The following is an 18,723-nucleotide window of genomic DNA, read 5'->3' on the forward strand; positions in this document are numbered from 1 at the left end:
GATGGCAGCGGGAAAGCCGCTGACACTCGCTCAGCTGGCTGAACTCTTTGACGAACAACAACGGCCTGCGGCCAATGAAATTCGCGATGCTCTGGCGCAAATAGAGCGGGATTGTGAGGGTCGTGGTTACGAGCTCAAAGTGGTGGCCAGTGGTTATCGCTTTCAAGTGCGAGAAGAGTTCGCGCCCTGGGTAGGTCGCTTGTGGGACGAAAAGCCCCAGCGCTATTCACGCGCGCTGCTAGAGACCCTAGCGCTGATCGCTTACCGCCAGCCGATCACTCGCGGTGATATAGAAGAAATACGGGGTGTTGCGGTCAGCTCTCACATTGTTAAAACACTGTTGGAGCGAGAGTGGGTGCGCGTTGTTGGCCACAAAGATGTGCCGGGCCGACCGGCTATGTACGCGACCACGCGTCAGTTTTTGGACTATTTTAATCTCAGTAATCTCGACGAACTGCCCAGTCTGGCTGAGATTGCCGATTTAGATTCTTTGAACTCAGAGCTGCAGTTCGACAAAGACAATCTTGCCGAGGCCAACGCCGAGTCAAATACTGCCGAAGCCGAAGCCGAAGCCGAAGCCGAAGCCGAAGCCGAAGCCGAAGCCGAAGCCGAAGCCGAAGCCGAAGCCGAAGCCGAAGCCAAACTCGTCGATGAGGACGACACAATGACAGAGATAAAGCACTGATGAGTGCCGAAGACGAAAAGTTACAAAAGGTGCTTGCTCGTGCAGGCTTGGGTTCACGCCGTGAAATGGAGCGCGCGATCAGCGATGGTCGGGTGCAAGTGAATGGTGAGCTCGCGACACTGGGCGATCGCGTAGATAAAACTGCCCGCATCGTGTTCGATGGGCGCCCGCTCAAATCAGATACGGGTAGTAAGCGGCCGCGTGTGCTGCTGTACAACAAGCCCGAAGGGGAAATTTGTAGCCGCAAAGACCCAGAGGGGCGGCGCTCAGTGTTTGATCGGTTGCCGCGATTATCCGGCGAGCGCTGGATCTGCGTAGGGCGGCTTGATTACAACACCACCGGTTTATTGCTGTTCACCACCGATGGTGATCTCGCCAATAAACTCATGCACCCTTCGACAACCATAGAGCGAGAGTACCTGTGCCGCGTTATGGGCAATGCCAGTGAGCATAACCTGCAGGCCTTAGTAGATGGCGTGCAGCTGGATGACGGCGTTGCCCGGTTCACCGATATCGTAGACGGTGGTGGCGAGGGCATTAACCACTGGTACTACGTGGTTATCATGGAGGGGCGCAATCGCGAAGTGCGGCGTTTATGGGAGTCGCAGGGTTTGCAGGTCAATCGCCTGAAGCGTGTGCGCTATGGCAATGTTTTCATCCCTTCAAAAGTGAAAGTGGGCATGTGGACGGAGCTCCCCGAGCGCGAAGTCGATGATGTGTATGTGATGGCGGGATTGACGCCGCCGGAGCAAAGCCCCGCGGAGGCCAAGCCGGGAAGGCGTAGCCGTCGCTAGTTAGCAAGCACAAAAAAGCCCGCTCAAGGCGGGCTTTTATCTGGGGCTCAACAGCCAGCACGCTGGCCATTGCTATGGGGCTAGTGACACGGAATTAGTGAAACGCTTGCTTTTGGAGTGCGGTGGCGGTGTCGATACCGTCCCAGTGGTCGACGCGGCCTTCGCGCCATCCAGAGATCCATTCCTGCTTGAGTTGTTGCTGAGTGTGAGGGCAATTTTCTTTGTTTTTTCCGGCGATTCCTGCCTGATAACCACGTTGGTAGGCGCGCTCAGTCATGTCGCGTTTCTGTCTTCTCATAGGGCATAAGCCTCCATTGTTCAACGTGTACTCACTACGCCCAGAGCGGGCCATAGCGAACCAAAGTTGGCGCAGTGTGCGTCAACCGAATTACCATGTAACCAAACTTTCATAAATCTCGCGAAGATCGATTTCGCATAAGGCTAGGGCGTTTTATAGAGTTCATGTATAAAGTCGCTAAGCTATTGAGAAGCAATATGAATTACCTGAATCACAATGTCCCGGGTGGGTGTTTATGAGTCAAATGCAGTCACTAATCCTCAGTTGCCCGAAGGGGCTCGAAGGTTTACTGGGAGATGAAGCCGAACGCCTGGGAGCACAGAAGCGGGGCGAAACGGTCGGGGCGGTGACGGTCGACGCGACGCCCGATGCGATCTACCGGCTATGCCTGTGGTCGCGTCTTGCCAATAGAGTGCTTTTGCCACTGGCCGAGTTCCCTGGTGACAGCGCCCAGCAATTATACGATGGCCTGCATGCCATCGACTGGCCTGCACATATGCGTGAGGGAAGCAGCCTTCTCGTAGACTTTGCCGGGCGCAGCCGCGAGATCCGCAACAGTCACTTCGGCGCACTGCGTTGCAAGGATGCCATCGTTGATCGCTTTATTGAGGCCGGGCAAGAGCGGCCAAATATCGCCAAATCGCAACCTGATATTCGTGTTCATGTGCGGTTGCGCAAGGGCAAGATACTCGTTGCTATCGACTTGTCGGGTGATAGCCTGCACCGGCGTGGCTACCGGCAAAGTGGCGCGCTGGCGCCATTGAAAGAAAATTTAGCGGCTGCGTTGTTGCTGCGGGCAGACTGGCCTGGGGTTGCCAGCCGCGGTGGTGGCTTGATCGACCCCATGTGCGGCAGCGGTACCTTGTTGATCGAAGCGGCGATGATGGCAATGAATATTGCGCCTGGACTGCAGCGCAAGCACTGGGGATTTGCAGCCTGGTCTGGGCATCAGCAGGCCTTGTGGCGGCAACTTCACGATGAAGCAATGGACTTGCAGCGACAGGCTCACCGCCGAAACTGGCCGCAAATTTGGGGCTACGATGCGAACGGTAAAGTCATTGCGCAAGCGCAGGACAATATCCGGCGTGCGGGCCTTGCTCAATTCGTGAAGGTTGCGCGCGGCGAGTTGTCTGAGCTGTCGCCACCCCGTAACGACGCCTTGCCTGGACTGCTGATTTGTAACCCCCCCTATGGCGAGCGCCTTGGCGAAGAAGCGGAGTTGCTGCACTTGTACAGGCGCTTGGGGCAGAGCCTTCGCGAGGACTTTCAAGGTTGGCAGGCGGGAGTGTTTACCGGTAACCCGGACCTCGGGAAGCGAATGGGCATTCGCGCTTGCAAGCAATATCAACTTTTCAACGGCACCATACCGAGCAAACTGCTGTTGTTTGAGGTTGAACAACGATATTTCGTAACCGAGCGCAAACCTGAGCAGCAACAGGCAGCGGTTGCACCAGCGCTGAGTGCCGGAGCGCAAATGTTTGCCAATCGCTTGCGAAAAAACCTAAAGCGCCTGGATAAGTGGCGTCGTCGCAACGAGATAAGCTGCTTTCGTGTTTACGATGCGGATATGCCTGAATATGCCGTGGCTGTGGATTGCTACGGCGACGCCGTGCATGTCAGCGAATATGCCGCACCCTCATCGGTCAATGACGACGATGCCCGTCGCCGTCTGGGCGAGGTAATGCAGGCTTGTGCTGAGGTGTTTTCACTGCCGGTAACAGATATTGCGTTAAAGGAACGACGGCGTCAGCGCGGTAAGTCTCAGTACGAACGCCAAGCCCCGCAGGGCAAGGTGCTAGAAGTGCGCGAAGGCCAGGCCACAGTACTGGTGAATCTATACGATTACCTCGATACCGGGTTGTTTCTCGATCACCGCCCCGTGCGTTTGGACATTGCCGAGCGAGCGCGTGGTAAGCGGTTTCTGAATCTCTTCTGTTATACCGCCGTTGCCTCAGTGCACGCGGGGCTGGGGGGCGCGCGCCACACAACGTCGGTTGATATGTCGCACACTTACCTGAAATGGGCGCGACAGAACCTGTCACTCAATGGCTTGAGCGAGGCGCGCCACCGCACCGAGCAGGGGGATGCTAGACAGTGGTTGGCAGGTTGTGAGGAGGAGTTTGACCTGATTCTTCTCGATCCACCGACCTTCTCTAATTCAAAGAGAATGGACGATGTGCTTGATACCCAGCGTGATCACGCCGAATTGATTGCTCAGGCGATGCGCTGTTTGGCCAAAGATGGCTTGTTGATTTTTTCTACCAATAAGCGCGACTTCATACTGGATGAGGCGCTGGCTGAGCGTTTTGAGATTGCGGACCGCTGTGCTTGGTCGCTAGACGAGGATTTTAAGCGGCGCAGTAAGCCCATACATTATTGCTGGTACATTACTCACCGCCGGGGCGCGTCTGCCTGACCTTAATTAAAACCGACGACCGAGACGAATGCCGTAGGTGTCTAGCCCACGGTTGTTGTCGTCGTTGAGGATGCCACCGTTGGAAATGTGGTCTAAGTAAAGGCCAACACTGTACAGCGGGTTAATTTGGTAGCCGAGGTTAAATTCGGTGTGAAACAGCACTCGAGAGCCCATTTCACGGCGCTCGGCTGACTTTTTCTCAAGGTCACCATCGTGAACAGCAAGCCCAAAGCCCAGCTCAAAATAGACTGGCGATTCACCGAAGTTCCATTTGGGGTTGAGTCCGCTGTAGAGATAGCTGGTGCCATCGGCTGTGTTAATAACGGCGCCGCCGTGAGCAAATAAGCCGCCCCAGTTGTATTGTTTCAAGTGGTGGTAGTACGCCAGCGTGACGTCGGGGCCGTCTTCCGTTTCACTGGCAATGGGGCCTTTATTGTGGGCCAGTACGCCAAAACGCCATTCGTGTTCACCGGCTTGGATGACGGGGCTGACCATTAGGCCAAGAGCCAGTGCTGTAGCTTTTATTGCGGCTTTCATGCGGGGTCCTTTTTGTTGTTTGCGCTGATTAAAGCGTATATCCCTGTAGAAGTGAAAAATATTTCGGTGATGTTTTACGCAGTGCGAATAGGTCGTGAATAAAACGCAGACACAAAAAAGGCGGCTTTCGCCGCCTTCTTGTCACCGCGCTCTATGATTAGATAACGGTTACGTTCGCTGCCTGAGGGCCTTTTTGACCGCTCTGCACGTCAAACTCAACAGCTTGACCTTCTGCCAGCGTTTTGAAGCCAGAGCCAGAGATGGCGCTGAAGTGAACAAAAACGTCTGGGCCGGAATCCTGCTCAATGAAACCAAAGCCTTTAGTCTCGTTGAACCATTTTACTTTACCAGTGCTTCTGGACATGTCTTAAAACCTCGTTGTCTATAAGTTTGCCTTGTATGGCTTGAGCTGAGATAGGCAGGGTAGTTATGAAACAGAACGAGGTACTAAAAACGACTTCGTGGTGCTTTTACATAAAACCAAGCTGCATCTATAGCCAGCAAGCTCATTATATACACAGTCTGAATAGGTATAGAAAGCCTTTTGCCAGCCATAAAATGAATTTTTTATGTCGTTTTTCTAGGGGGAAGTCCCGTGTGCTGCGTTAGCATGCGGCCGCGCTTCGGGTTTTTACTTTTCCAGTTTGCCGGTTGGCGCGGCGGCACGAGATGCTTTTTGCCATAGCCAATCAAATCCTTGCGTCCCATTTTCAGCAGCGATTCGCGCAGCGCAGGCCAGCCTTCAGGGTCGTGGTAACGCAGGTAGGCTTTATGTAAACGTCGCTGTTTCAATCCTTTAGCGCTGAATACATTTTCACTGCGACGGCTTACCTTGCGTAACGGGTTTTTACCCGAGTAATACATTGCCGTCGCATTGGCCATTGGAGAGGGGTAGAAGGCCTGCACCTGGTCGGCGCGAAAGCCGTTGCTTTTCAGCCACAGCGCCAGGTTCATCATGTCTTCATCGCGGGTGCCTGGGTGCGCCGCAATAAAGTAGGGAATGAGGTACTGTTCTTTGCCCGCTTGCTTGGAGTATTTGTCGAACATGGCTTTGAAACGGTCGTAGCTGCCCATGCCCGGTTTCATCATTTTGCTCAGTGGTGAGTCTTCTGAGTGCTCGGGTGCGATTTTTAAATAGCCGCCAACATGGTGAGAGACCAGTTCCTTGACGTACTCGGGTGTTTCCACGGCCAAGTCATAGCGCAGGCCGGAGGCGATAAGGACTTTTTTAACACCTTTCAGGTTGCGAACTTCACGGTACAGCTCGATAAGCGGTGTTTGGTCGGTGTTTAAGTTTTTGCAAATCCCGGGGTAGACGCAGGATAGGCGACGACAGCTTTTTTCAATCGCTTCGCTTTTGCAGGTCAGTTGCCACATATTGGCGGTGGGGCCGCCGAGGTCCGACACAACACCGGTGAAGCCCGGCGTTTTGTCGCGAATTTTTTGCACTTCTCTGACAATCGAGTCTTTTGAGCGGCTTTGAATAATCCGCCCTTCGTGTTCGGTGATAGAACAGAAACTGCAGCCGCCAAAACAGCCGCGCATGATATTCACCGAGTTGCGAATCATTTCATACGCGGGAATCCGCGCCTCGCCGTACCGGGGGTGAGGGCGGCGCTGGTAGGGCAACTCAAAGACCCAGTCGAGCTCTTCTGTCGTGAGTGGAATGGGTGGCGGGTTGAGCCAGATTTCCTTGTCGCCATGGCGCTGAACCAGCGCGCGTGCGTTGCCTGGATTGGTTTCCAGGTGAAGCACCCTCGCTGCGTGGGCGTAACTGACGGGGTCTTTTTTTACCGTTTCATAAGCGGGTAGGCGAATAACTGTTCGTTCTGCCGGTGCGTCACTTTTACGGGCCTGCCTGGGGTCGATAATAGTGATGGTCTGCGCAGCGTCTGGCTCGCTTGCTGCCTTTGCCTGTTCGGTTTTGCAACTGGGGTCAGCGCCGGTGTCCACATAGGGGCTGGTGATCGGATCCACCTTGCCGGGTCGGTCAATATCGCTGGAGTCCACAACCGTCCAGCCGTTAGGCACTGCGTCGCGAATAAATGCGGTGCCGCGAAGGTCGCGAATTTGCTCCACCGGCTCGCCGCGAGACAGCCGGTGTGCGAGGTCGACAATGGCGCGTTCGGCATTGCCATACAGCAGAATATCCGCCCGCGAGTCCATAAGAATTGAGCGCCGGACTTTGTCGCTCCAGTAATCGTAGTGCGCGATGCGTCGCAGGCTTGCTTCGATGGAGCCGATAACAATGGGGCAGTCTTTATAGGCTTCGCGGCAGCGCTGGGCATAGACGATAACCGCGCGATCAGGGCGCTTGCCACCGACGTTATCCGGTGAGTAGGCATCGTCGTGACGCAGTCGGCGGTCTGCTGTGTAGCGATTAATCATCGAGTCCATGTTTCCGGCGGCCACGCCGAAGAACAGGTTAGGTTTGCCCAGCGCGGTGAAGGGCTCTGCCGACTGCCAGTCCGGCTGGGAAATAATGCCAACGCGAAAGCCCTGCGCTTCCAACACGCGCCCAATAACGGCCATGCCAAAGCTAGGGTGATCCACATAGGCATCGCCGGTGACAATAATGATGTCGCAGCTGTCCCAACCCAAGGCGTCCATTTCCTCGCGGCTGGTTGGCAAGTATGGTGCGGTGCCGAAGCACTCCGCCCAGTAGGGGTGGTGGCTAAAAATGGCCGGTGGTAAAGACATGGCGTAGCTACTCTCGAATGATCGGCCATTGTACCGGAAATCCCAGCTGTTTGCTGTGGGGGTGCAGCCCCAATCAAGTGTGAATTTGCAGCTTTGGCGCTTGCTATTAAGTGAGATCGTGGCTAAATATTGCCTCTCACTTATCGCGTGGCAGCAGGAGCGCACAAATGGATTGGCTGAATAGCTCGATAGAGTACTGGCACTGGATGGTTTTGGGGCTTTTACTGGTTGCCAGCGAGGTCTTTGTTCCCAGCTTTGTCATGCTTTGGTTTGGTGCCAGTGCCATTGCGGTAGGGCTGATCACCGCCGTCGTGGATTTGCCCTTTAGTGTTCAAGTGTTGATCTGGGCGGGGCTGTCGGCGGTCGACTTGTTCCTCTGGTTTAAATTTGTGCATCCGCGTATGAAAGATAAAAGTTTATCGGGCATGTCGCGCGAGCAGGTTGTGGGTCAGGAGGGTATGGTTACGCGCGTTGGGGACCACCGCGAGGGGCAAGTGCGCTTCAGTATACCGGTGCTGGGTAATGACGAATGGAGTTATATTTGTCGCGAGCCCTTGATCGTTGGAGACCGGGTCATTGTTGAAGATATCTCAGGTAATTCATTGATAGTACGCCGCCAACGCGGCGCCAAAGCTGCCGAATAATACCGTTACTGGCGGGCTCATTTCACGAGGTTTTAGGGGAAGAATATGGATGGTTTAGCAATTACAGGGGCGTTGTTTGTATTGGTCGTCGTCACGCTGTCGATGGGGGTGAAGACCGTTCCCCAAGGCTATAAACACATTGTGCAACGCCTGGGTAAATACCACGGCACCTTGAACCCCGGTTTGAACTTTATTATTCCCTATGTTGATCAAGTGGCCTACCGCTTAACAACCAAGGACATTGTGTTGGATATCCCTTCCCAGGAGGTTATCACTGAAGACAATGCGGTGATTATCGCCAACGCGGTGGCCTATATAAATATCGTCTCTCCTGAGAAAGCTGTTTACGGTGTTGAGAATTACACCATTGCCATCCAAAACCTGGTACAGACCGCACTGCGTTCAATTGTAGGCGAGATGTCGTTGGACTCGGCCCTGTCGTCGCGGGAGCAAATCAAGGCCAAGCTCAAGGCGGGGATTTCAGACGATATTTCCGACTGGGGGATCACTCTTAAAACGGTGGAAATCCAAGACATTAATCCATCTCCCACCATGCAAAGTGCCATGGAAGAGCAGGCCGCGGCAGAGCGTCAACGCCGCGCGGCGGTGACCAAGGCCGAAGGTGAGAAGCAGGCTGCGATCCTCGAAGCTGAGGGGCGTCTGGAAGCATCGCGTCGCGACGCCCAGGCGGAAGTGGTGTTGGCTAAGGCCAGCGGTGCAGCGATTGAGTTAGTTTCGGAGGCCGTTAAAGGTGATGAATTGCCCGTGCTGTATCTGCTGGGTGAAAAATACGCTGACTCGCTGCGTGAGCTGTCGGCGTCCGACAATGCCAAGACCGTTGTGCTTCCCGCAGACCTGCCTCAGGCGGTGCGGGCGATACTGAACAAGGGTTAAGATTTTTTTGCAAGGATGTTGTTGTAAAGATGGAACATACCTACCGTTTGATCACCAGTTGTCCGGACCGCGTTGGCATCGTCGCCAAAGTGAGCCAATTTGTCGCCGATCAAGGGGGCTGGCTAACCGAGGCCAATCATCACGCCGATGCCGACAGCAATTGGTTTTTCATGCGCAACGAGATTAAAGCCGATTCACTGAGTATCGGTGCCGAGGCAGTGCGCGAGGCATTTACGCCCTTGGCGCAGGAATATGACATGGAGTGGGAGCTGGTCGACTCAGCGCGGCGGCGCAAGGTGGTGATTCTGGCAAGCCATGCCTCACACTGTATTGCAGATTTATTGCACCGCTGGCATAGCGGCGAGCTGTACTGTGATATTCCCTGTGTGATCTCAAATCACGAGAACTTGCGCAGCATGGTCGAGTGGCATGGAATTCCGTTTGAGTATGTGCCGGTCGACCCTCAAAACAAGGCACCGGCCCACGCCCGTATTCAAGAGTTAACAGAGAACTACGCCGCTGATTGTGTCGTGCTGGCGCGCTATATGCAGATTATTCCTCCGGAATTTTGCCGTGCGTACAGCGGCAGAATGATCAATATTCACCACAGCTTTTTGCCTTCTTTCATTGGCGCGAACCCCTACCAGAAGGCCTATGATCGCGGCGTAAAATTGATCGGCGCCACCAGCCACTACGTTACTGAGCAGCTGGATGAGGGGCCGATTATCGAGCAGGACGTCATTCGAGTGTCGCATCGCCATAGCAAGGATGACCTGGTGCGTCTGGGTAAGGATGTCGAAAAGAGCGTACTGGCCCGCGCGCTTCGCAATCACCTTGAGGACAGGGTGTTAGTGCACGGTAATAAAACTGTCGTTTTCGACTAAGCTTGGGGGCAACGGCTGGCGCCTTGATCGAGTCGTTGTCATATAATTGTCATTAAAGGCCGTTTTAATGCAGGCTCAAGCATCCACAGGCTACAAGGGAAGAGCATGAGCACAAAGACCATCCTCATCGTCGATGACGAAGCCGCCATTCGCGAGATGATCCGCGTAGGGCTAGAGCTTGCCGGTTACGACTGCATCGAAGCGAGCAATGCGCAGGAAGCGCACGGAATTATTGTTGATCAGCGCCCGGATCTGGTACTGCTGGACTGGATGATGCCAGTCACCAGTGGTATTGAGCTGCTGCGCCGCTTGCGCCGGGAAGATTTAACCCGGGATATGCTGGTCATCATGCTCACCGCTAAAGACGATGAAGACAACCGTGTTCAGGGCCTGGATGTCGGTGCCGACGACTATATTACCAAGCCGTTTTCTTCCCGAGAGCTAATGGCGCGCATCAAGGCGGTGTTGCGCCGCGGCAGCTCGCCTGAGCAGGAAGAGACCATTGAGGTGGATGGCCTCAAACTCGACCCCGCCAGTCACCGCGTGTTTGCCAATGGTGAGCCTTTGGATATGGGGCCCACTGAGTTTAAATTACTGAAATTTTTTATGACCCACCAAGAGCGTGCCTATAGCCGTGGTCAACTGCTTGACCAGGTATGGGGCACCAATGTCTATGTTGAAGAGCGCACGGTAGATGTTCATATTCGCCGGCTTCGCAAAGCGCTGCTGACCGACGAGCGAGACTTCGGGCAGCTGATTCAAACCGTTCGCGGTACTGGCTACCGTTTTTCCGCAACGGGGGTGAGCGCCTAGCGCTGCTCTATGCGGTATTACGGCTGGAAGACGGAGCTTGTTCGCGTAGTGCTGCCATTGGCAGCGGCGGCAGTGTTTGCAACAGCGTTCGACCTTGGAGTGTGGCCCGTTTTTATCGTTGCAGCGGTGATATGCACCTGGCTGCTATGGCAACTTCAACGACTGAGCGACTGGTTATATAGAGGCTTGGGTACCGAGCCGCCAGAGGCAATTGGCATGTGGGGTCAAATTTTCGACACGATTTACGATATGCAGAAGCATGCGTCGGGAGATCGTGATCAGTTACAAGCAATTATTGATTACTTACATTCATCGTTTGCATCGATGTCAGATGCCGTGGTGATGCTGGATCGTCACGGCAGCATCGAATGGTGCAACGATGCGGCGATGGATCTACTTGGGCTGCGCCGGGATGAAGATGTCGGCTTGCAGTTGCTGAATTTAGTGCGCAACCCGAATTTTGTTGCCTACTACGAAGCTGAAAAATACGCCATGCCCTTTGAAATGGCGTCGCCGGTAAACAGCGAGATACAGCTCAGTTTAAGCATCAGCTTTTTCGCGGAGGGTAATCGTTTACTGTTTGCCCGCGATGTCACTCGAACCCACCGTCTCGAAAAAATGCGCAAAGATTTTGTCGCGAATGTGTCACACGAATTGCGCACGCCACTGACGGTGATCAATGGTTACCTGGAGACGTTTTCTGAGCACGGTGGCGACAACCCGCGCTGGGATCGCGCCATCGATCAAATGCTGCGGCAGTCTCGCCGCATGCACCACCTCATTCAAGATTTAATGCTCTTGTCGCGACTGGAATCCGTCCCTCAAGCCAGCGAGCATGAAGTGATACGTATCCGCCCGCTGATGGAAATGGTGCGCGAAGAAGCCCTCGCGGCCGCCAAGGGCAATCGCCAGATCGACATCGAATGTGACGATGCCATTGCCCTGAAAGGGCAGGCGACGGAAATACGCAGCGCGCTGTCTAACTTGGCGGTAAACGCCGCGCGCTACACCGCCGAGGATGACCGAATTGTGCTGCGTTGGTATCAGGATGACAGCCACGGTGTGTTGGAAGTGCAGGACAGCGGGATTGGTATCGAGCCGCAATACATTCCCCGTCTAACCGAGCGCTTCTACCGGGTTGATCAAAGTCGCTCCCTCGATACCGGCGGTACAGGCTTGGGTTTGGCGATCGTGAAACATGTTTTGTTGCGCCACCGGGCCGAGATGAAAATCTCCAGCCAGCCGGGGCATGGCAGTACGTTCAGTTGTTTATTTCCACGTTCATTAATCACTCGGGTAAACTGATTTCTCATTGTAATAAATCCGTCATCTAGCGCCGCTAAAATGACAGCCGTGTTACCAATTTTATTGATCGGGAGATACCTGTGAAACTGAAGCAATGTCTGATGGCGGCCGCATTTGGCCTTTCCTCTATGTGGGTGGCGGCAGCCACTGAAGTTGATCCGGCGCTGCCTGTGTACGAAAAAGCGGCGGGTGTATCGGGCACTTTTTCCAGCGTTGGCTCAGATACCCTGGCAAACCTGATGACGCTTTGGAGCGAAGACTTCAAACGCGCTTACCCAAACGTTAACGTCCAGATTCAAGCAGCCGGTTCCTCTACTGCGCCCCCGGCGTTGACAGAAGGCACTTCAAACATGGGGCCAATGAGCCGCAAGATGAAGGACAAAGAGATCGAAGCCTTCGAAGCGAAATATGGCTACAAACCCGTTGCGGTTCCGGTGGCTATTGACGCCCTGGCGGTGTTTGTCCACAAGGACAACCCCATTGAGGGGATGACCATCGCCGAAGTCGATGCGGTTTTCTCAAGCACTCGCAAGTGTGGCCACCCGGAAAATATCCAGCGCTGGGGTCAGCTCGGCATGGATGGATCGTGGTCAGCGCGCGATATTCAAATGTTCGGTCGCAACTCGGTATCGGGCACCTACGGCTACTTTAAAGGCAAGGCACTTTGTAAAGGCGACTTCAAAAATGGTGTAAACGAGCAGCCAGGCTCGGCATCAGTGGTTCAGTCTGTGTCTACCTCTATTAACGGCATCGGTTATTCTGGCATCGGCTACCAGACCTCAAGCGTTCGCGCTATTCCGCTGTCCAAGAATGAGAAGGGCAGTTTTGTTGACGCCACGCCGGAAAATGCGATCAATGGTAGCTACCCGCTGTCACGCTTCCTCTACGTTTACATGAATAAAGCACCCAATAAGCCGTTTACGCCGCTAGAGCGCGAATTCGTTAAGCTGGTGCTGTCAAAGCAGGGTCAGGAAATCGTTGCCAAAGATGGCTACATCCCGCTGCCAGCAAGCGTTGTAGAGAAAATTCGCAAAAAGCTAGATCTGTAAAAATGCCGACATGATGTCGCTGTAAAATGTGCTGCAAACGTGAGTTTGTGGCACATTTTTTATCTGTAACAAAACTGAAACATTATCGTCATAAAATCCCCGCCAGTTCCTCAAAGAGCCCGAGACTTATGAAGCAATCAGAGGTGCGCGCAACTGCATCGGCCCAACGCAGATGGCGCCAAGTCAAAGATGGCATGACCACAGCAACTATCACCGGCGGTGGTGTTGGGGTATTGCTGTCCATTCTGCTGATCTTTTTCTATCTGCTGTATGAAATTCTGCCGCTGTTTAATTCGGCTGGCATCGAGTCAGAGGAACAGTACCAACTGCCAGTGGCCGCCGCGCCATTGTATCTGGCAATGGAAGAACAGGCCGAGGTGGGATTTCGCCTTGCCGAAAACGGGGATGCCGTATTTTTTAATACCGAGAATGGTCAACAGGTTCTCAAGCGGTCGCTGCCAACGACTGCAGCGATTAGCAGCTTTGCACTGGAGTCAGAAGAAACCCGCGTATTCGCGGTGGGTATGGAAGACGGTCGAGCTCTGCTGGCCAAACATGACTATCGCGTGAGCTACCCCGAGGATCAACGCCTGATTACGCCGTCTCTGCGCTTTCCCTATGGCGAAGCCGGCATGGAAATTAGCGACGCGGCCCTAAGCCGACTAGCCGTGCGCGACAGTGAGGAAGCCCTGGTGGTGGTCGCCGTGAGTGACGGCCATTTGGTCGGACGCCGCTGGACCAAAGAAGAAGACTTCCTCAGTGAAGAAATCACCCTGGTCGAAGAAAACCTGGCATTGCCAACGCTGGATATCTCCGCCGACTATCTATTGATCGGGCCTCGCCAGCAGTGGCTGTACGTGTTGAGCCAGCAAGGTGGCTACCGGTTGATTAGCCTGCGCAGCCTGGAGATCGTTGATCGCGGCGAAGTGACTGATGGCGCGGCACTGAGTGATGTACGCTTTTTGTTAGGCGGTATTTCTTTGCTCACCGCCGACGAGGATGGCAGCGTGTCCCAGTGGTTCGTGGTTCGCAATGCTCAGCAGGGCGGGCAATACGGTTTGCAGTTTGTGCGCCAGTTTACGGCAGGTGGCCCCTCCGCGATGCTGCTGACCGAACACCGCCGCAAAGGCTTTGTCAGCATTACCGATGACGGCCACCTCGATATCTTCTACAGCACGTCGCAACGCCGTTTGCTGAGTGAAGAGCTGGAATTAAAAAATGTGCTTGGCATGGCAATTTCGCCGCGGGCGGATCGCCTCCTTGTCGAGTTGCAGGGAGGGGAGATCCGTAGCTTCGCCGTGGAAAATGAGCACCCCGAGGTCTCTTGGTCTGTGCTGTGGAGCAAGGTGTGGTACGAAAGCTACCCTGAGCCCGATTATGTTTGGCAGTCCTCGGCTGCAGACAATGATTTTGAGCCGAAGTACAGCTTTGCACCGTTGGCTTTCGGCACCCTGAAAGCCGCTTTTTATGCCATGTTAATTGCGGCGCCATTGGCGATTTGTGGTGCGATTTACACCGCGTATTTCATGGCGCCCTCGCTGCGCCGCAAGGTTAAACCACTCATCGAGTTAATGGAGGCCTTGCCTACCGTTATTCTCGGTTTCTTGGCCGGCCTGTGGCTGGCGCCTTTTATCGAGCGCAATTTGCCCGCGGTATTCAGTATCTTTATTGCTCTGCCAGTGGGTATTCTCATTTTCGCTTGGCTGTGGTCGCGGCTACCCGTGAGCGTGAGTCGCCGCGTTCCCGAAGGCTGGCATCCCTTGCTGTTGGTGCCCGTTGTAATTGGTCTGGTAATCGCATGCGTTGAGCTGAGCGCGCCAATGGAGAGGGCATTCTTTGCGGGCGATATGCGCGCCTGGTTGACCAATGATCTGGGCATATCCTTCGACCAGCGCAATGCTCTGGTGGTGGGTGTGGCAATGGGTTTTGCCGTTATCCCCACGATCTTTTCAATTGCCGAAGATGCCATTTTCTCGGTACCCAAGCACCTTAGTTACGGATCACTGGCGCTCGGCGCAACGCCTTGGCAAAGCCTTGTTGGTGTCGTTATGCCCACCGCCAGCCCGGGTATCTTCTCAGCCCTGATGATCGGCATGGGTCGCGCGGTCGGCGAGACAATGATCGTTCTGATGGCCACTGGTAATACCCCGATTATGGACGCCAATATCTTCGAGGGTATGAGGACGCTGGCGGCAAATATCGCGGTAGAAATTGGTGAAACGGAAGTCGACAGCAGTCACTATCGGGTGTTGTTCTTGGCGGCCTTTGTACTATTTATGTTTACGTTTGTTGTTAACACTGTTGCGGAGACGGTCAGACAGCGTCTGCGTCAGCGCTACGGCAACCTCTGATTGATTCGGGATACATCATGTATTTACAGGATAAAGAAAAGCAGGGGCTGACGGCCTGGTTCAAGGGCGGCGAACCCTTGATTTGGATGAACGCCGCTGCGGTGACCGTCAGCACACTGGCCGTTATCGGTTTGTTAATACTGTTGGCAGTGCGGGGTTTCAGCCACTTTTGGCCTGCCGATGTTTTTGTCGCAGAGTATCAGTTGCCGGATGAAACCCCAGCGGTGGTGATGGCTGAGCGGGTTGAAAGCGAGGATGTGGCGATCGAGCAGCTGCTCAGCGCTGGCTTTACACTCGATACCGACGAGCCGTTTATCCAGCGAGAGCTGGTGAAAGTCGGCAACCGCGATGTTAGCGGTGCGGATTTTAAATGGGTGTTAAGTCGCTACCTGCAGAACACGTATTACCCAGAACAAGCGATTGTTCTCGAGCGCCGTGAGTGGGGCAACTTTTACGGCTTTTTGCGCGGTTTGAAGCGCGATGGCCAGGCGATCGCCGCCGCCGATGACGAAGCACTGTGGCAGGCGTTTCAGCAGAGTATCGAACGTGCTGAAACCATTCACCATGATATCGAGCGCGTTGAAAAGAAAGAGATTGGCGCGATCAACTACCGCTTGGAAAAACTGCGTCTGCGCCAGCGCGGCTTGGAACTCGATGAAGCCTTGCCCGCCGCTGAGCGCGCCCAAAAGCAGCTGGAAATAGACAGCGAACGCGCTGAGCTGGATGCCGCCTATGCGGTATTGCAAAAAGAGCTGAATGCACTGTATGCCGAGTGGAACCGAGACAGTTTTATTGTCGAGACCGCGCAGGGCCAGCAGCGCGAGCAACGCGTGTCGACGGTGGTCCACGCCTACAAGCCCAATACCATGAACTTTGCCAACAAGGTCGGTTTTTACTTCGGCAAGTTTGCGGAGTTTCTCACCGATGAGCCCCGCGAAGCGAATACCGAGGGTGGCATCTTCCCCGCGATCTTCGGCACAGTGATCATGGTGCTGATTATGTCAGTACTGGTAACGCCCTTCGGTGTGATCGCGGCGGTGTATCTGCGCGAATACGCCAAGCAGGGGCTGATGACGCGAATCGTGCGCATCGCGGTGAATAACCTGGCGGGTGTGCCCTCGATTGTATACGGGGTGTTCGGGCTCGGCTTCTTTATCTATTTTGTTGGGGCAGAAATCGACCAGGCCTTATTCCCCGAAGCACTGCCGTCGCCAACTTTTGGTACGCCGGGGCTTCTGTGGGCGTCTGTGACGCTGGCGCTGCTGACGCTGCCGGTGGTTATTGTGGCAACCGAAGAGGGCTTGGCGCGTATTCCCCGCAATCTGCGAGAGGGCAGTCTGGCCCTGGGTGCTACGAAGGCAGAGACCCTGTGGCGGGTGGTGTTGCCCATGACCAGCCCGGCGATGATGACTGGCCTGATTCTGGCTGTTGCTCGTGCCGCCGGGGAGGTTGCGCCGTTGATGCTCGTCGGGGTGGTCAAGTTGGCACCGTCGCTACCGGTGGATGGCAACTTCCCATACTTCCACCTCGATCAGAAGTTTATGCACTTGGGCTTCCACATCTATGATGTTGGTTTTCAAAGCCCGAATGTCGAAGCAGCGCGGCCACTGGTGTACGCTACGGCATTGCTGTTGGTGATTATCATTGCGCTGCTGAACCTCAGTGCCGTGGCACTGCGGAATCATCTGCGCGAAAAATACAAATCTCTGGAAATGTAATTGGCACAGCCATGACGGTAAAATTTATGGATACCAACAAAACTGCTACAGCTGGTCACGCAATCGATATGGAATCGCTCGGCCGGGTACGCAATGAAGGCTCTATTACCGACGAGGACATTACTCTGAATGTCGACGGTTTGGATCTGTACTACGGCGACAAACAAGCGTTGTTTGACGTCAATATGGAGATTCCTCGTCAAAAGGTTACGGCGTTTATCGGCCCCAGCGGTTGCGGTAAGTCGACCCTTCTGCGCTGCTTCAATCGCATGAATGACCTGGTCGATACTTGCCGGGTTGAGGGTGCCATTCGCCTGGACGGCAATGATATCTACGACCGAAGTGTCGATGTGGCAACGCTGCGTCGCCGCGTGGGAATGGTATTTCAAAAGCCGAATCCCTTTCCCAAGTCGATCTATGAGAATGTCGCTTACGGGCTGCGTATTCAGGGTGTGAACAAAAAGCGGGTGCTGGATGAAGTGGTCGAGCGCTCGTTGCGCGGTGCCGCCTTATGGGACGAAGTGAAAGACCGTCTGCACGATAACGCGCTAGGCATGTCTGGCGGCCAGCAGCAGCGTTTGGTCATTGCGCGCACCATTGCGGTTGAGCCGGAAGTCCTGCTGCTGGATGAGCCAGCATCGGCGTTGGATCCCATATCAACGCTCAAGATCGAAGAACTGATCAATGAGCTGAAAGACAAGTACACGATTGTCATCGTTACGCATAATATGCAGCAGGCAGCGCGAGTCTCTGACTACACTGCATTTATGTATATGGGCAAACTGATCGAGTTTGATAATACGGATACCTTGTTTACCAATCCGACCAATAAACAAACTGAAGATTACATAACAGGTCGTTACGGCTAAGGCTAGGCCATTAGCCCGGCGCCAATAGGATGCGGGAATGAAAGATAAAGACTTACACGCTCACCATATCTCTCAGCAGTTCAACTCTGAGCTGGACGATATTAAAACCCGTATGCTGGAAATGGGTGGGGTCGTCGAGAAACAGGTTGCCGATGCGACCACCGCGTTTATGAGTCAGGACAGTGGTCTGGCTGATGAAGTGAAGCGTGGCGACCGTATCGTCAATGCGCTGGAGGTGTCCATCGACGAGGAGTGCACCATTATCCTGGCGCGCCGCCAGCCCGCGGCGACCGACCTCCGCCTGGTGTTGTCGATCAGCCGAATCATCAGTGATCTGGAACGTATGGGCGATGAGGCCACCAAAGTTGCCGAAGCCGCAATTAAGCTGGGTGAACTGGGTGGCCTGCCGCGCAGCGTGTTAGAGATTCGCCACATTGGTGACCATGTCTTGAGCATGGTGCGCAACGCGTTGGACGCGTTTGCCCGTGTAGACAGTGATATGGCTCTGGATGTGGCGGAAGAAGATCACTCCGTCGATATGGAATACGGCACCGCTATGCGCAGCTTGGTGACCTATATGATGGAAGATCCGCGCACCATTTCTTCGGTGTTGCAGGTACTGTGGGCTCTGCGTTCCCTGGAGCGTATTGGCGACCACGCGCGCAACATTGCCGAGCACGTTATTTATTTGGCCAAGGGCGCGGATGTTCGCCACGTGAATATCGATGAGATGAGTGCGGCTGTCCAAGAGAAAAAATAAGGCGTG

17 protein-coding genes are annotated in these 18,723 nt (G+C 54.5%); 13 read left to right on the forward strand and 4 right to left on the reverse strand.

Annotation, left to right across the window (positions count from 1 at the left end):
- Nucleotide 1 precedes the first annotated feature (1 nt).
- Together scpB and rluB are read left to right on the forward strand one after the other, a co-directional pair.
- The gene (gene scpB / locus HNR64_RS10065; protein ID WP_239547779.1) at nucleotides 2–685 is read left to right on the forward strand and encodes an SMC-Scp complex subunit ScpB; all 684 of its coding nucleotides are present in this window, start codon (nucleotides 2–4) and stop codon (nucleotides 683–685) included.
- Nucleotides 685–1,479, forward strand: a complete 795-nt coding sequence (gene rluB / locus HNR64_RS10070) for a 23S rRNA pseudouridine(2605) synthase RluB (RefSeq protein WP_204996367.1) — start codon at nucleotides 685–687, stop codon at nucleotides 1,477–1,479. Before scpB ends, rluB begins: the two co-directional genes overlap by 1 nt.
- 94 nt (nucleotides 1,480–1,573) lie before the next feature.
- Here rluB and rmf read toward each other — a convergent pair whose 3' ends face one another.
- Complete coding sequence (gene rmf, locus HNR64_RS10075; RefSeq protein WP_027873880.1) at nucleotides 1,574–1,777, reverse strand: ribosome modulation factor; 204 nt, start codon at nucleotides 1,775–1,777, stop codon at nucleotides 1,574–1,576.
- A 235-nt stretch (nucleotides 1,778–2,012) separates the two neighbouring features.
- Between rmf and rlmKL the strand changes: the two genes are divergently transcribed.
- Nucleotides 2,013–4,193 (forward strand): bifunctional 23S rRNA (guanine(2069)-N(7))-methyltransferase RlmK/23S rRNA (guanine(2445)-N(2))-methyltransferase RlmL, encoded by a 2,181-nt coding sequence (gene rlmKL, locus HNR64_RS10080; protein WP_204996368.1) that lies wholly within the window; start codon nucleotides 2,013–2,015, stop codon nucleotides 4,191–4,193.
- Between the two features lie 6 nt (nucleotides 4,194–4,199).
- Here the strand turns inward: rlmKL and HNR64_RS10085 are convergent, their stop codons facing one another.
- The 3 genes from HNR64_RS10085 to HNR64_RS10095 all read right to left on the reverse strand — a co-directional run bounded on the left by HNR64_RS10085 (nucleotide 4,200) and on the right by HNR64_RS10095 (nucleotide 7,430).
- Nucleotides 4,200–4,730: an acyloxyacyl hydrolase gene (locus tag HNR64_RS10085; protein ID WP_204996369.1), complete on the reverse strand. Its 531-nt coding sequence runs from the start codon at nucleotides 4,728–4,730 to the stop codon at nucleotides 4,200–4,202.
- 157 nt (nucleotides 4,731–4,887) lie between these two features.
- Entirely contained in the window at nucleotides 4,888–5,094 is a 207-nt protein-coding gene (locus tag HNR64_RS10090) for a cold-shock protein (RefSeq protein WP_022957413.1), read from the reverse strand.
- 203 nt (nucleotides 5,095–5,297) lie between these two features.
- Nucleotides 5,298–7,430, reverse strand: coding sequence for a YgiQ family radical SAM protein (locus HNR64_RS10095; RefSeq protein ID WP_204996370.1), 2,133 nt, complete (start codon nucleotides 7,428–7,430; stop codon nucleotides 5,298–5,300).
- Between the two features lie 167 nt (nucleotides 7,431–7,597).
- Here HNR64_RS10095 and HNR64_RS10100 point away from each other — a divergent pair, with 167 nt between their 5' ends.
- The 10 genes from HNR64_RS10100 to phoU all read left to right on the forward strand — a co-directional run bounded on the left by HNR64_RS10100 (nucleotide 7,598) and on the right by phoU (nucleotide 18,717).
- Complete coding sequence (locus HNR64_RS10100) at nucleotides 7,598–8,074, forward strand: NfeD family protein (RefSeq protein WP_027873877.1); 477 nt, start codon at nucleotides 7,598–7,600, stop codon at nucleotides 8,072–8,074.
- A 45-nt stretch (nucleotides 8,075–8,119) separates the two neighbouring features.
- Nucleotides 8,120–8,968 (forward strand): SPFH domain-containing protein, encoded by an 849-nt coding sequence (locus tag HNR64_RS10105; RefSeq protein ID WP_027873876.1) that lies wholly within the window; start codon nucleotides 8,120–8,122, stop codon nucleotides 8,966–8,968.
- A 29-nt stretch (nucleotides 8,969–8,997) separates the two neighbouring features.
- Nucleotides 8,998–9,852, forward strand: coding sequence for a formyltetrahydrofolate deformylase (purU, locus tag HNR64_RS10110; protein WP_204996371.1), 855 nt, complete (start codon nucleotides 8,998–9,000; stop codon nucleotides 9,850–9,852).
- Nucleotides 9,853–9,957: 105 nt separating this feature from the next.
- Complete coding sequence (gene phoB, locus HNR64_RS10115) at nucleotides 9,958–10,665, forward strand: phosphate regulon transcriptional regulator PhoB (protein WP_027873874.1); 708 nt, start codon at nucleotides 9,958–9,960, stop codon at nucleotides 10,663–10,665.
- 9 nt (nucleotides 10,666–10,674) lie between these two features.
- Nucleotides 10,675–11,970: a phosphate regulon sensor histidine kinase PhoR gene (gene phoR, locus HNR64_RS10120; RefSeq protein WP_204996372.1), complete on the forward strand. Its 1,296-nt coding sequence runs from the start codon at nucleotides 10,675–10,677 to the stop codon at nucleotides 11,968–11,970.
- A gap of 80 nt (nucleotides 11,971–12,050) precedes the next feature.
- On the forward strand, nucleotides 12,051–13,019 hold the full coding sequence (locus tag HNR64_RS10125; protein ID WP_204996373.1) for a phosphate ABC transporter substrate-binding protein PstS family protein: 969 nt from the start codon (nucleotides 12,051–12,053) through the stop codon (nucleotides 13,017–13,019).
- A gap of 194 nt (nucleotides 13,020–13,213) precedes the next feature.
- Nucleotides 13,214–15,370, forward strand: coding sequence for an ABC transporter permease subunit (locus tag HNR64_RS10130; RefSeq protein WP_239547780.1), 2,157 nt, complete (start codon nucleotides 13,214–13,216; stop codon nucleotides 15,368–15,370).
- Nucleotides 15,371–15,387: 17 nt separating this feature from the next.
- Nucleotides 15,388–17,088 (forward strand): phosphate ABC transporter permease PstA, encoded by a 1,701-nt coding sequence (pstA, locus tag HNR64_RS10135; protein ID WP_204996375.1) that lies wholly within the window; start codon nucleotides 15,388–15,390, stop codon nucleotides 17,086–17,088.
- A gap of 68 nt (nucleotides 17,089–17,156) precedes the next feature.
- Nucleotides 17,157–17,957: a phosphate ABC transporter ATP-binding protein PstB gene (pstB, locus tag HNR64_RS10140; protein ID WP_204996584.1), complete on the forward strand. Its 801-nt coding sequence runs from the start codon at nucleotides 17,157–17,159 to the stop codon at nucleotides 17,955–17,957.
- A gap of 37 nt (nucleotides 17,958–17,994) precedes the next feature.
- Nucleotides 17,995–18,717 carry a phosphate signaling complex protein PhoU gene (gene phoU, locus HNR64_RS10145; protein WP_027873868.1) on the forward strand — a complete coding sequence of 241 codons (723 nt, stop codon included), beginning with the start codon at nucleotides 17,995–17,997 and terminating at the stop codon, nucleotides 18,715–18,717.
- Nucleotides 18,718–18,723: the final 6 nt, after the last annotated feature.

The organism is Spongiibacter marinus (assembly GCF_016906995.1).
In the GTDB taxonomy this organism is placed as follows: Bacteria; Pseudomonadota; Gammaproteobacteria; order Pseudomonadales; family Spongiibacteraceae; genus Spongiibacter; species Spongiibacter marinus.

Excerpts from the sequence above, each read along its gene's own strand:
- phoU (WP_027873868.1), top strand. The coding sequence starts at position 17,995 with ATGAAAGATAAAGACTTACACGCTCACCATATCTCTCAGCAGTTCAAC.
- scpB (WP_239547779.1), top strand. The coding sequence starts at position 2 with ATGGCAGCGGGAAAGCCGCTGACACTCGCTCAGCTGGCTGAACTCTTT.
- HNR64_RS10100 (WP_027873877.1), top strand. The coding sequence starts at position 7,598 with ATGGATTGGCTGAATAGCTCGATAGAGTACTGGCACTGGATGGTTTTG.
- rmf (WP_027873880.1), bottom strand. The coding sequence starts at position 1,777 with ATGAGAAGACAGAAACGCGACATGACTGAGCGCGCCTACCAACGTGGT.
- pstA (WP_204996375.1), top strand. The coding sequence starts at position 15,388 with ATGTATTTACAGGATAAAGAAAAGCAGGGGCTGACGGCCTGGTTCAAG.
- HNR64_RS10095 (WP_204996370.1), bottom strand. The coding sequence starts at position 7,430 with ATGTCTTTACCACCGGCCATTTTTAGCCACCACCCCTACTGGGCGGAG.
- HNR64_RS10130 (WP_239547780.1), top strand. The coding sequence starts at position 13,214 with ATGACCACAGCAACTATCACCGGCGGTGGTGTTGGGGTATTGCTGTCC.
- rlmKL (WP_204996368.1), top strand. The coding sequence starts at position 2,013 with ATGAGTCAAATGCAGTCACTAATCCTCAGTTGCCCGAAGGGGCTCGAA.
- phoR (WP_204996372.1), top strand. The coding sequence starts at position 10,675 with ATGCGGTATTACGGCTGGAAGACGGAGCTTGTTCGCGTAGTGCTGCCA.
- HNR64_RS10090 (WP_022957413.1), bottom strand. The coding sequence starts at position 5,094 with ATGTCCAGAAGCACTGGTAAAGTAAAATGGTTCAACGAGACTAAAGGC.
- purU (WP_204996371.1), top strand. The coding sequence starts at position 8,998 with ATGGAACATACCTACCGTTTGATCACCAGTTGTCCGGACCGCGTTGGC.
- HNR64_RS10085 (WP_204996369.1), bottom strand. The coding sequence starts at position 4,730 with ATGAAAGCCGCAATAAAAGCTACAGCACTGGCTCTTGGCCTAATGGTC.
- pstB (WP_204996584.1), top strand. The coding sequence starts at position 17,157 with ATGGAATCGCTCGGCCGGGTACGCAATGAAGGCTCTATTACCGACGAG.
- phoB (WP_027873874.1), top strand. The coding sequence starts at position 9,958 with ATGAGCACAAAGACCATCCTCATCGTCGATGACGAAGCCGCCATTCGC.
- rluB (WP_204996367.1), top strand. The coding sequence starts at position 685 with ATGAGTGCCGAAGACGAAAAGTTACAAAAGGTGCTTGCTCGTGCAGGC.
- HNR64_RS10105 (WP_027873876.1), top strand. The coding sequence starts at position 8,120 with ATGGATGGTTTAGCAATTACAGGGGCGTTGTTTGTATTGGTCGTCGTC.